The 13,283-nt window shown below is 38.3% G+C and carries 11 protein-coding genes; 3 read left to right on the top strand and 8 right to left on the bottom strand.

Annotation, left to right across the window (positions count from 1 at the left end; genetic code table 11):
• Positions 1–21 precede the first annotated feature (21 nt).
• Positions 22–822 (top strand): TIGR00266 family protein, encoded by an 801-nt coding sequence (locus AC3WSO_RS02960; RefSeq protein ID WP_492528586.1) that lies wholly within the window; start codon positions 22–24, stop codon positions 820–822.
• Between the two features lie 284 nt (positions 823–1,106).
• On the opposite strand, the gene AC3WSO_RS02955 is transcribed toward AC3WSO_RS02960, so the two are convergent.
• From AC3WSO_RS02955 to AC3WSO_RS02940, 4 genes are all read right to left on the bottom strand, one after another.
• Positions 1,107–2,069: a 2-hydroxyacid dehydrogenase gene (locus AC3WSO_RS02955; protein ID WP_492528584.1), complete on the bottom strand. Its 963-nt coding sequence runs from the start codon at positions 2,067–2,069 to the stop codon at positions 1,107–1,109.
• Between the two features lie 633 nt (positions 2,070–2,702).
• On the bottom strand, positions 2,703–3,995 hold the full coding sequence (locus AC3WSO_RS02950) for a protoglobin domain-containing protein (protein WP_492528582.1): 1,293 nt from the start codon (positions 3,993–3,995) through the stop codon (positions 2,703–2,705).
• A gap of 236 nt (positions 3,996–4,231) precedes the next feature.
• Positions 4,232–5,065: an undecaprenyl-diphosphate phosphatase gene (locus tag AC3WSO_RS02945; protein ID WP_492528580.1), complete on the bottom strand. Its 834-nt coding sequence runs from the start codon at positions 5,063–5,065 to the stop codon at positions 4,232–4,234.
• A gap of 104 nt (positions 5,066–5,169) precedes the next feature.
• A complete protein-coding gene (locus tag AC3WSO_RS02940) occupies positions 5,170–6,249 on the bottom strand; it encodes a metallophosphoesterase (protein ID WP_492528578.1) in 1,080 nt (359 codons plus the stop codon).
• A 284-nt stretch (positions 6,250–6,533) separates the two neighbouring features.
• On the opposite strand from AC3WSO_RS02940, the gene AC3WSO_RS02935 reads away from it, so the two are divergent.
• Positions 6,534–7,682, top strand: coding sequence for an acyl-CoA dehydrogenase family protein (locus tag AC3WSO_RS02935; protein ID WP_492528576.1), 1,149 nt, complete (start codon positions 6,534–6,536; stop codon positions 7,680–7,682).
• 547 nt (positions 7,683–8,229) lie between these two features.
• Here the strand turns inward: AC3WSO_RS02935 and AC3WSO_RS02930 are convergent.
• The 3 genes from AC3WSO_RS02930 to AC3WSO_RS02920 are packed head-to-tail and all read right to left on the bottom strand — an operon-like array spanning position 8,230 to position 11,263.
• A complete protein-coding gene (locus AC3WSO_RS02930; RefSeq protein WP_492528574.1) occupies positions 8,230–10,422 on the bottom strand; it encodes a sensor histidine kinase in 2,193 nt (730 codons plus the stop codon).
• Between the two features lie 15 nt (positions 10,423–10,437).
• Positions 10,438–10,593 carry a hypothetical protein gene (locus AC3WSO_RS02925; protein WP_166672129.1) on the bottom strand — a complete coding sequence of 52 codons (156 nt, stop codon included), beginning with the start codon at positions 10,591–10,593 and terminating at the stop codon, positions 10,438–10,440.
• Positions 10,571–11,263, bottom strand: coding sequence for a response regulator transcription factor (locus AC3WSO_RS02920; RefSeq protein WP_386831020.1), 693 nt, complete (start codon positions 11,261–11,263; stop codon positions 10,571–10,573). The genes AC3WSO_RS02925 and AC3WSO_RS02920 overlap by 23 nt, the downstream gene beginning before the upstream one ends.
• Positions 11,264–11,644: 381 nt before the next feature.
• On the opposite strand from AC3WSO_RS02920, the gene AC3WSO_RS02915 reads away from it, so the two are divergent.
• Positions 11,645–11,875, top strand: a complete 231-nt coding sequence (locus tag AC3WSO_RS02915; RefSeq protein ID WP_197142845.1) for a MerR family transcriptional regulator — start codon at positions 11,645–11,647, stop codon at positions 11,873–11,875.
• A gap of 51 nt (positions 11,876–11,926) precedes the next feature.
• Here AC3WSO_RS02915 and AC3WSO_RS02910 read toward each other — a convergent pair whose 3' ends face one another.
• Complete coding sequence (locus AC3WSO_RS02910; protein WP_492528571.1) at positions 11,927–12,913, bottom strand: homoserine dehydrogenase; 987 nt, start codon at positions 12,911–12,913, stop codon at positions 11,927–11,929.
• Between the last annotated feature and the right edge of the window lie 370 nt (positions 12,914–13,283).

Genomic DNA, 13,283 nt, shown 5'->3' with positions numbered 1-13,283 from the left:
GAATTTTGGAGGAATCCCATTATGAATAATCACGAAATTGACTACAAATTACATGGTGACGATATGCAATACGTGCAAGTCGAGCTTGATCCGCAAGAAACAGTAGTAGCTGAAGCTGGTGCTTTAATGATGATGGATGATGCTATCCATATGGAAACGATCTTTGGCGATGGTTCAAAAGGAAGCCAAGATAGTGGTCTTATGGGTAAATTATTTGGAGCTGGAAAACGGCTAATTACTGGTGAAAGTTTATTTATGACGACATTTACAAACGTTGGTTCAGGTAAACGTCACGTCTATTTTGCTTCTCCATACCCAGGTAAGATTATTCCAATGGATTTAAGTCAATTAAATGGGAAAATTATTTGTCAAAAAGACGCTTTTTTAGCTGCTGCAAAAGGAGTTTCAGTTGGCGTTGAATTCCAAAAGAAAATCGGCGTTGGCTTCTTCGGCGGTGAAGGCTTCATTATGCAAAAACTCGAAGGAGACGGCATGGCTTTTGTACACGCTGGTGGCGCTATTCACGAAAAGGTGTTACAGCCTGGCGAAGTATTACGAGTAGATACAGGCTGTTTAGTAGCCATGACAGCTGATGTACAATACGATATCGAGATGGTTGGGGGCGTAAAAACAGCTTTGTTTGGTGGTGAAGGTATCTTCTTCGCTACTTTAAAGGGGCCGGGTAAAGTATGGATTCAATCCTTACCATTTAGCCGATTAGCAAGTCGCGTCTTCGCTGCAGCGCCAATTTCACAAGGTGGTGGCGGTCAATCTAGAGGCGAAGGTGGCATCGGCGGTTTATTTGATATGTTTAATAAATAATGGACGCTATTTTAAAAAGGAGCACATCTACTTGCGATGTGCTCCTTTCATGTTGTTAAGTATAGTTCTTTGCAAAGCGAGGGGTTGATTTCCGTTCCGGCTGGGCGCTTTGTTGGTGGTGGTCACGAAGGCGTTATCACAGGACGTGATGGTTTTAGCCTTCGTTCCTCTATATCGCTGATCTCCAAGGAGTCACCCAGCCTTCTCTACATAAAATCCACAAAACTTCTACGCGAACGCTGATTGGGTCCTTCAATGTTACTTCTTCTATTATCTTCATTGCATTAATCTATTCGATTGGATGGAGTTTGGCCCTGCCCATAAGCAGTAAGTGCTTTGACGTTCAGCATCAGCATAGCCGTTCTAGTTTGAAGCGAGGCACTACCGATATGCGGGAGTGCTACAACATTAGGAAGCGTCAACAATGGATGATCCAACGCAATAGGCTCTTGCTCAAAAACATCTAGCCCTGCAGCCCACAGCTTACCACTTTTTAACGTGCCATAAAGTGCGTTCTCATCGATAATGCCACCACGTGACGCATTAATTAATACTGCGTCATCCTTCATTAAAGCAAGTTCCTCTGCCCCGATAAGTCCTACTGTATCATCGTTAAAAGGTGTCATAATCACGACAAAATCCGATTGTTTTAAAAGATCCTCTAACGATACATATTGAAAGCCGTACATTTCCTCTGCCTCATGGCGACGTCTACGATTGTTGTATAAAATTTTCATATCAAAACCTTTTGCGCGTCTTGCGACAGCTTGACCGATACGTCCCATCCCAATAATTCCTATAGTGGACCCTGAAACATCTTTACCTACTAATTGCATTGGATACCAGCTTTTCCATTTACCCTCACGCAAATATCGATCGCTCTCTGGAATTCTACGAGCCGTTGCAAGCAATAATCCCATTACAAAATCAGCCGTCGTATTTGTTAAAACTCCCGGCGTATTTGTCGCCATTATTCCGTGCTTACGCAAAGCTTTAATATCAATGTTATTAAATCCAACTGCTAAATTTGTCACAAGTTTTAAATGGGGTGCATGTTCTAATAGCTCTTCATCGACTAGATCAGCAAGCGTTACCCACAGTGCTTCACAATCTGCGACAGCCGCCAATAGTTTTTCACGCGGTATAACAATTTCTTCCTCCTCCCATTGTTTAATATCATAAAACTCTTTCAACGGTTCAACTATATGTGGCGGAAACTTACGAGTAATAAATAATTTCTTTTTCATATTTCGAACACCTCTCTACTCAATTCGCCTATAGCGTAACACTTAGAACGCTCATTTTCTAGGGATTTCTTATTTTTGCATTTATGACACTATTCCTTTTTTATCACTTCCCAAACTTCATCGGCCTATTTGGTGTTTTGTCCTTCAGAAAAGTGATTTTGTCCTAAGTTTTATGAAAAATAAAACTAGGCCAATCAGTTGAGGATGCATAGCGCCCAGTGAACGGAAATTCGCTATGATAATAGGCCATACAAGTGATTTCTAACGAATTGGTTAGAGATACCATTTTGTTAAACGTATGCCATGCAAATAAATTGATTGGTGTGGAGACCGGGCGACTCCTCGGGGATCAGAGATATAGAGGAACGAAGGCTAAAAGCATCACGTACTGTGATAACGCCTTCGTGACCAACATCGTGTTGGCCCGAACCCCTGCAGAGAAGCGGATGTTTTCTGTGCGAAAGTGTAGCGACAGCAACAAATTGTTTTAACTGTGCGAAAGCGAAGCGTCAGCAACAAATTGTTTTAACTGTGCGAAAGCGAAGCGTCAGCACAAAGCGCCCAGTCGGAACGGAAATCACCCCCCACTATGGTAATAATCAAAAAAACTATGCACAGCTTTATGCATAGTCATTAAAATTCTCTAATTGTTGTATCTAAACGATTGGCCACTTGTTTTAATTCCTCGGATGATTCTCCAATGGTTTCTATAATTTCTGCTAATTCTGTTATTTTCAGTCCGACGTTTTGGAAGTTTGAGATAGAACCGTTTACCGAACCAGATATGGCATCAAACGCTTTTAAAGAATCCGAGTTTTGCTCAATACTATCGTTCACCAGCTCTTGGATCTCATGAATAGCTTGAACAACATGTTTTGTAATGCCATTCGACATCGTGATAAGGTCACCAATTTCTTCAACCGAACTTTTCGTCTGGTCTGCAAGCTTACGAACTTCACTTGCCACGACAGCAAAGCCTTTTCCGTGCTCCCCTGCACGTGCAGCCTCAATAGATGAATTTAACGCAAGTAAATTTGTTTGATCAGAAATCCTTTTCACTATTTCAATAACAGCATTAATTTTAGAGGAAGAGCGATTTAATCGCTCGACCATAGCCGACATTTCAACTGTTTTATGATGAATCTCCCCTGTTTGCTCATTGATTCGGACTATTTTTGAATAACCTTCAGAAGATACCTTTTGCATTGTTTTTGCCTCGTCGATACTGTCCTTCAAGTATTCATTCAATCCCTTAGCGTTATCAACAAGTTCGGTCACTGTTTCATTCGTGCTATGAGATTGAGTATCTAGCTGCGTAGATATCCCACCTATAACTTCCTTCACATGTACTCGAACGCTATCCTGTTGCTGTTCCATTAATGTATTAGCATAATGATCATATTCCTCTAGGACAATCTGTTGTTCAAAGTTACATACTTTACTAATCGCCTCACAAAACTTTTCTTCTTCATCCCTTGTTAATTGAAGCGTATATACAATCTTTCTTAACAATTTTTCAAGGTTTTGAAAGGCTGCTAAATACCACTTCGGATACAAGTTAATCTTTACATGCATTTTTGCGACTCGTCTTCTCTTCTCCAAAAAAGCATCGTCTATACACCCTTCGAACATTTCTATAATATGAAGGCGTAATGTTTGGCGTAAACGCTCACTAGAACTGTACTTTTCAATAACTTCACGTAAGTCTGGCACACTTTCAATTGCCTGATAAAATGCAGCTACCACCTCTCCGACATTTCGTTCAACATATGGCTTTAAACTTCTAATTAATTGCAAATCTTCTTTCGTCAAATTTACTAGATTTAACTGTTGTAAACGTTCCTGATCTTGAATAATAACTCCTATACTTGATTCGTCATTAATCTCAATTGTATTTTTCTTAGGCTTACTTCCAATATGAAACAACTTCTACACCCCATCGCACCTATGTCTATTCTACTAAAAACAAATAATTCTAAAATTAATTATACTGTCTAGACAACTGAAATGACAATGAATAGGTAGAAAATATCTATTTTTGTAAAAAGAATTAATCTACCCACCTTACAAACAATACTTAATAACCATACCATTTTTCTTAGAACAGAATTAAATCGCTAAAAAAAGCCACTCCTTCTTTAATAGAAGAGTGACTTTATTCATTACATAAAGATAATAACAGCTAGTACAGCAGCTAATACTAAACGATAAATAGCAAATGGCATTAATTTCACTTTTGAAATAAGCGCTAAGAAGAATTTAATAGATAGTAACGCAAAGATAAATGAGCTAATGAAGCCCACTACATAGAACCCGATATAGTCCATAGATAGCGTATCCCAGTTTTTGAGTACAGATACTAGACTAGCACCAGCCATAATCGGTACTGCCATAATGAAAGTAAAGTCTGCAGCCACGCGGTGACTCATTCCAAATAGAACACCACCCGATATTGTTGCACCCGAACGAGAGAACCCTGGCCAAAGTGATAAACATTGTACTAACCCTACTTTAAATGCTAAACCATAAGAAATTTTATCTAGAGAATCAACGCTTGGTTTTTTCGTTGCAAATTTATCTGCAATAATCATTAAAATTGCCCCAGCTACTAAAGCATAAATAACATGCTCTACTTTAAATAAATGATCATCGATAAAATCTTTCGCCGCAAAGCCAATTATAGTTGCTGGCAACATACCCACAATAACATGTGCTAAATTGAAGTGACCTTTCACTGATTTCGATTGGCCTTCAATTTTGTAAAGTCCCACTAAATTTAACATTCGTTTCCACATAACAACAATAACGGCTAAAATAGAGCCTAGCTGTACAACGATTTTAAATGTATTGGCGGGATACATCCCTAAAAACTCCTCTGTCTTTAACCACATATCGTCCACAATAATCATATGACCTGTCGACGACACTGGTGCAAACTCTGTCATTCCCTCGACAAAGCCTAAAATAAGCGCCTTTAATAATTCAATGATATCCACATTGTCACCTTACCTTTTGTTAATTAAATACAAACATATTATAAAATACACTATAAGCTCATTACCCTAATGTGGGGTTGATTTCTGAGTGTCCAGTTCACCTTTTAACGAAAGTTTATATCCACAACCCATAGTTCAGATCGGCTGCCTAGTCGCATTGGAGGACCCCAAAAGCCAAAACCTGATGAAACAAGTGTATGCATTTTCTCCCTCAACTTATAACCATAATCAAGCTCAAATACACGAGCGGTAATATACTGATTGGGCCATAGTTGACCCTTATGTGTATGACCTGACATATGGAAATCTACGCCTAGTTTTGCAGGCGTACTTAAATCATTCGGGGTATGGTTCATGACAAACCAAGGTAAATCATCAGTTGTCTTCAATGCATCTAGTTGCTTTCTATCCTTGTTTGTAATATCTTCTTGACCCGTTAATACTAACACATTATCGATTCTAATAGTTTCATCACACAAAATTTTTACATTTGAGTTTTCCATCTCTTCAATAAACTCAGGTATTTTCTTGCCATAATACTCGTGATTGCCAAGTACACCAAACACCCCATATGTAGATGATAATTGCTTCATCACATCAGCCATTCCCTCTTTAACAAACCATTTAGGATCATCATCCACAATATCTCCTGCTAAAAAGACGATATCCGGCTTTACTTCATTCGATAAAGTAACGAAGCGCTGTAAATGACTTTTATTTGATAGAACTCCTAAATGAAAGTCTGATGCAACTACAACTCTCATCGATTTTAGTTCACTACTCTTTTTATCCATCGTTATGTCTAAATGACGGACAACAGGTGAATACGCTAAATAGGTGCCTACAACACCTAGTACAAACAACATAGCAATCGCTATACTACCAACTATCTTTACACTGTTAAAGGGACTTAACCAAATAATCAAGTGTGCTACTAAGCAAAGCAATAATCCGTATTCAAAAATAAACATCCAGTAATTACTGATGATTGAAAACATTCGTAAAGACTCATGCAATCTACTAATAATAATACTAAACGCAATGATATACAGCACTAACCAATATAAAATTGGATAGCGGAACCACCCCATTGCCACAAGCCACTGTTTTAATCCCCACCCTAAGTAAAAAGTTAAACCACTATATATACTTATTAAAAGAATTCCACCAATTACTTTAGGCATATTTTAGTTCCCTACTTTCATACAGTCTTAGTTGATTATAGCATTCTCTTCTAGAAAGTCAGGGTAAAAGGGCAACCAATCGGTTCACTATATCAAGTGTACATCTTCTATATAGTTTAATCGTTTGATTTACATGACAATCTAATTAGGAAAGTGACAATATTGTCATCTAGATAACCTAAAAACTATAAATATTACACTTTGATTTTTCTGAATATTCCAGTAACATCATAGTTGCAAGAGGAGTTTTTTTCATGTACGAGCAAAAAAGGGGTGTTGTTCATATGACAAAGTATAAATTCGAATCAACTGAGCATGAGTTATTCCGTAAAACTTTACGTAAGTTTTTAGCAGAGGAAGCCGAGCCACACTATCCACAATGGGAGAAAGAACATCTTATTCCACTTGAGTTTTGGCGTAAACTTGGGGAAATGGGCTATCTATGCCCTCAAGTAGAAGAGGAATATGGCGGTCTCGGGCTCGATTTTAGTTTTGGCGTTATTATTCAAGAAGAGTTAGAGCGTGTAGGTTCAAGCCTTATCGGCGTTAGTCTGCATAACGATATCGTCGTTCCCTATATCGAAGCATACGGCTCAAATGAGCAAAAATCACGATGGCTACCAAAATGCGTTACAGGTGAAAATATTACAGCCATTGCTATGACAGAGCCGGGTACAGGTTCAGATTTGGCAAACATCCAAACAACTGCCATCCGTGATGGCGATCACTATATCGTTAACGGACAAAAAACATTTATTACAAACGGTATTCATACAAGCTTAGCAGTCGTTGCTGTAAAAACAAATCCTCAGGCAGAAAAAAAACATCGTGGCATTAGCCTCCTTGTCATTGAGGACGGGACACCAGGCTTCACGAAAGGTCGCAAGCTCGAAAAAGTTGGCATGCACGCGCAAGACACAGCCGAGCTATATTTCGAGGATTGTCGCGTCCCTGTAGAAAACCTCCTTGGTGAAGAAGGTAAAGGCTTTATCTATATGATGGAAAAGCTACAGCAAGAGCGTTTAGCAGTTGCCATCGCCGCACAAACGGCCGCTGAAGACATGCTTGCTTTAACAATTGATTATGTAAAATCACGTGAAGCTTTCGGAAAATCAATTAGCGACTTCCAAAATACGCAATTCAAAATTGCCGAAATGGCAACAAAAATTGAACTCGGCAAATCATTTTTAGAATCTTTAATAGAAGAACATATCGCAGGAAATGACGTTGTAACTAAAGTTTCAATGGCAAAATACTGGATAACGGAAAATGCACGTGAGCTCGCTGTCCAATGTATGCAGTTACACGGCGGCTACGGTTACATGGAAGAATACAAGATTGCTAGAAGATATCGAGACATTCCCGTCATGTCCATCTATGCAGGTACCAACGAAGTTATGAAAGTAATTATTGCTAAGAATTTAGGGTTATAACTGTGAAATTGGTGTGGATGTGGCTCTTAGGCAGTGGGGTTGATTTTCGTTTAGACTGAGGCGTTCCTGGGGGCGTCCAGTGAGCCGCTTCGCTTTGATAATATAAAATTCCTGCACATGATGTGTAGGTTGAAAGTGTAGTGCTAGAGAATTGGTACAATTTGAAGCGAAGAGCTGAGGCGACGGATCGGAGCGTAACGACGGATGAATGTTCCGAAGCGACGGAACTAAGAGCCGAAGTGACGAATAGAACCGTCAAAGCGTGGATAGAACCGTCAATTTCGTGGTTAGAACACCCAAAGCGTGGATAGAACCGTCAATTTCGTGGTTAGAACACCCAAAACGTGGATAGAACCATCAATTTCGTGGTTAGAACACCCAAAACGTGGATAGAACCGTCAATTTTGTGGATAGCCCCTCAAAGTGACGGTATGATAGGCCTTAACGATGGATGTATCCGCCCCAGCGACGGAACTATGAGCCATATCGGCGGATAAAACCGTCATAACAAAAACAGCGGCAAAATGTGATTGCCGCTGTTTTTGGTTTATGCTGCTGGAATTCGAACGATTACCTTAAATAAATCTCCATCTACTTCTATACTCATACGAGCACCATGCAAATCTACAATGGATTGTGCAATGGCTAAGCCTAGCCCTGAGCCCTCTGTATGGCGTGATGCATCTGCTCGCTTAAAGCGTTCAAATAACTCATCAGCATTCTCGCTAATCTCATATTTCGCAACATTCTTCACCGTGAATTCAGCATCACCTTCTGCCGTACGTTTCAATGTTACATAAACACGTGTGCCTTCTAATGCATATTTCAATACATTAACAATTAAATTATCGATCAGTCTCCACCATTTTTGTCCATCCACATACGCGTAGATTGGCTCATGTGGTTTTGTCATGCGTAAATCTAAATTAGCCTGAACTAAATCTTCCTCATGCTCCCCTACTGCCTGCTGTACAAGCTGGGTTAAATCAACACGAGTACGATGAAGCTCCATATTACCACTCGCCATCTTAGACACTTCAAAAAGATCCTCAATTAGTAATTTTAGACGTTCTGATTTTTTATCAAGGATATGAATGTATTGCTTACGCTCTTCCTCTGTAATATCAGGATTTTTCAGTAAATCTGTATACGTAATAATAGATGTTAACGGAGTGCGTAAGTCGTGACTAACATTTGTAATAAGCTCTGTTTTTAAACGCTCACTTTTCGCCTGTTCATGCATAGACGTACGTACGCCTTCTCTTAAATGATTAAGATTTTCTGCATGTCCTGCGAGTGGTGATTTGCCCATTACTTTGACATCACGATTTAAACGCCCTTCTGCCATGGCTTTTGTATCCTTCATAATTCGGTTTAAATAGCCCATTCTAGAAAGGAAGAGAATCATGGCTGGTATACCAATCATTGCGCAGACGCCCAATACTAGAACGGGGAATCCCCCACCTCTTAACATTGAAGCTACAAGGCTTCCACCACCGAAAAACGCTGCCCCAATCATCACAAAGGAATGTAATGCAATGGAACGATTTATAAATAAATCCGTGATTGATTCGCCAAGTGACCATAAATAGCTAGCTTTTAAGTTCTCCTCTAATTTCTGTGCTGTATTCACCCGATTATACAACCAAATTAGCTGTACAAAGAACAGCATAGCAATAACAATCAAGGCACCTATTTTAAATAGCCAATCCATTGAATAACGTACATAATTACTATTTAAAACATCTACAATCGATCTATAGGCAGTATCAGATGCTACCATATACATGAATGCAGTTATTAATAATAATCCAATTTGGTAATCAATTTTCATTTTTTCAAGAGCTTCTTCGCCCTTTAAACTTTGAACCATCTGCAGTACTTCTTTACGCTCTTTCCATGCAAAAATAGCTGCCACAATACTCGTTAACCATATAAAGAAGAAGATGTATTGACTAGTTGTAAAATTGTTATATCCTCCCATAACGTCTACTGCTTGCGCTGATTTTTTTGAGATGGTTATAATGCCTGTGTAATCAAAAGTTTCCCTAAGTTCCTCTGCATCTAAAGAGGTATCACCTTGATAAAAAATATCGTTTAAATAACTACTAATATTTGAAGTCGTTAATGGATGTTGCTCAGTAAACTTAATTTTGAAAGCACTACTATCTGAAACATTACCCGAACTAAATGTTTTACCTGATTCAGTGTTCGTTAATTCGTAAGACCAGTGATTATTATTTTTCACAAAACTCTTTGCTTCTTCTTGCGCTCTCTTTATATACTTATCAACAAGCTCTTCCTTTTGAGTCTGAATTTTTTTACGGACATGCTCATCATCCCCAAAATTAGTTGTAATATCTTTAATTTTGGCATCTCGCTCTTTCTCGAGCTTTGTTTTTAACTCCGTTGCATTTACATTAGTAGCTTCTTGAATGCGCTCCGCATATTGAGCTTTAATATTATCTACCTGTTCTCCTAATGTACCATAGCGATTACGATGTTCTTCAATTTCACTTTGCGTCACCGCAATTTTACTTTTTAAATCCTCAGCCGTCGGTAAATTTAATACTAATGGTCCTAATTCTGACTGAAAATTATCTAGTTCGTGCTGGAAATTTTCAGATTGAAAATACGACTTCCCTATATATTGATACCCAACTTTTGAGAACGTAAAAATACCGAATATTACCCAGATTAAACATATAAGAGCGAGAAGAGGTTTCCATTTTTTTAACATACTTTTAACTCCTCTCTAAAAAATTTTCTCGAGTAATTGTAGCATCCCCAAAGAGCGTGCAGTTACTATTTGATACGCATATACACCGAAATAAATTAGTCCAATAACCCCTGCTACAAACCCTGCAATTGTAACATACTGCTCTACTTTATTTTTCCATTTTATAGCCAACGCCCCACACCACCTTTAAATAACGTGGATTTTTCGGATCCGCTTCGATTTTTTCACGTATTTTTCGAATGTGTACAGCCACAATATTTTCTGCATTGTAAGCTTCCTCATTCCACACACGCTCATAAATCTCTCTTATCGAAAATACACGCCCTGCATTTTTCATTAATAATTCCGTAATTTTATATTCGATTGGTGTTAATCGAACAGGCTCGCCTTCTAAATTGACTTCCTTTGCATCTTCATCCAATACAAGTCCGTCGATTTCCACCTTCGCTGCTCCTTCATTATACGTCCCAAGTTGTACATAACGTCGCAGCTGAGATTTCACACGTGCCAATAGCTCTAGCGGATGAAAAGGCTTTGTAACGTAATCATCTGCACCTACAGATAGACCATGAATTTTGTCACCATCCTCCGCCTTTGCACTAAGCATAATAATTGGAATATTGCGCTCTTCTCTAATTTTAAACGTCGCTGTAATTCCATCCATATTCGGCATCATAATATCTAAAATAATTAAATGTACTTCATTGTTTTCTAATTTTTCAATTGCCTCTAAGCCGTCAGCAGCTTTAATGACATTGTAGCCTTCATTTTTTAAATAGATTTCAATACCATCACGAATATCTTGATCATCATCTGTAACAAGAACTGTTAGTTTCGTCATGATATACACCTCGCTCTCAATTAATAGTGTACCTTTTAAATCTTAAAAACCAGTTATTATAAAAATGAAGAAATTCTTAAGATTTTAATGAATTTCATCACCAAATGTGTGAGTTGCTTTCTGTTCCGATTGGGGCGTTTGATTAGCCGCTTGGATCAACTAAGGTAATCCCCCAATAAAAAATAATAGTTGTACCTGTTAGACGAATTAATTGGAAAAAAAGACATTGTTAATAATAGTCCCCAAAGCCCATTAACATTAATAATACAGATTTATCAAAAAGTAAACAATTACCATTTTCCTTTTTCTTTCATTTATTAACCTACAGTAGGCTTTCTTTTAACGGGAGGTTATAATATAAACAACAAAAGGAGCGAAATTATGTATAAAACAATTGAAGAAACAGCCATCGACCTTGGTATGCCAGAGGATCAAATACTTCGCTTAGTTTACGAGGGCCGTATTCGTTCAGTATACGATGGGGACCAAATACTGATTAATAGCGGGCAGTTTAGTACTTATTTTGAGCAGCTAGATCGTATTAAAGAGGAAATTGAAATTTGGCGGAATACTCCTATTCCAGAGGATATTGATGTTAAAGATGAGGATTAAAAAATGCCTATCATTCAAACAATTAGGACATTGTTGAATGATAGGCATCTATTATATTGTTACGACAAACCCGGCTCTTTTACCGATAATTTCGGCATAATCTTCTACCATTACACTAGCTGTTGGATACATACCTGCTCCAGGTCCAACTAGCGTTAAAGTGCCAATATAATTTGTATCTAATGCCACAGCATTATTGACGTCATCAACGGGGTAAAGTGGATGTTCTTTATCTACTAATTGCGGGCCAACCTTTGCGACCACTTTACCATCTGCTAGTTTCTCAACCTCTGCAACGTGGCGGTAACGCAAGCCTTTTTCGCATGCTTCTTTTACTTCCTCTGCCGAAATACTATCAATACCTATTACTTCAACGTCAGCCCAGTCTGGTTGTTCACCAAATGCTAAAGCACTTAAAATCATTAATTTTTTAAAGGCGTCCTGCCCAGAAATATCATTATATGGATCTGCCTCTGCATAGCCTAAATTTTGCGCCTCTTTTAAAGCAGTTTCGAACGACCAGCCTTGTGAACGCATTTTCGTTAAAATATAGTTGGATGTCCCATTTAAAACACCCTGAATACGACTAACATCATTGACAAGCAAAATGTTTTTCATCGTTTTAATAACTGGAACACCACCAGCGGTTGTTGCCTCAAAGCCCACAAATACACCATTTGCTTTTGCAAGGTCCTGTAGCTCTAAGCCTCGCTTTGCAAACATTACTTTATTTGCTGTGATAACATGACATTTATGTTCAACAGCGCGCTTTAAGTAAGTAAATGCTGGCTCCTCATTCACGATTGCCTCAAAAACAACCTGCATACCTGGTTCAGCTAAAACTTCATCCATACTAGTTGTCATTAAATGTGCTGTCCCTGGTACGCGTTCACGGCTGGCGTCTGTAACTAAAATTTTTGCTACTTCTAGCTCAATGCCTAATTTATTTTTAAGCTCTTTACGCTTTTCGTTTAATATATGGTAAATTCCTTGACCTACCGTTCCAAATCCTAATATAGCTGCCTTTATAGTTGCCATTTCTGTTATTCCCTCCAACTTACATTCCGCAGTTTCATTCTATTTATTTCGTCTCAGCTTAATTCGTACAGATTTTGAATTGTTCGCTGACTTTACAAAGCAGGTCAGTTTGCCGTGTTTAACACTTCGTTTTCAAACAGATATTTAGCCATGGTGTTTCACTCTCACTACAAAAATATTCTGAATGAAGATACAGCCTGTGAAACACACAAATTCAAATAATTCAAAATTTAACTTATTGAAAATTGTATCGTAAATACATACATTGCACAAGAAAAATCTTTCTAGGATGGACATTTGTTTCCCCTAGAAGTGCAAAGGAAATCGTTTTCATTCCTTTTATTATATGATTTTTCACATGATCTATAAA

The sequence above is a fragment of the Lysinibacillus sp. EB106-09-02-XG168 genome, from assembly GCF_058791475.1.
The sequence above is the reverse complement of the archived record's forward strand: the minus strand, read 5'-3'. Positions and strand labels throughout refer to the sequence as shown.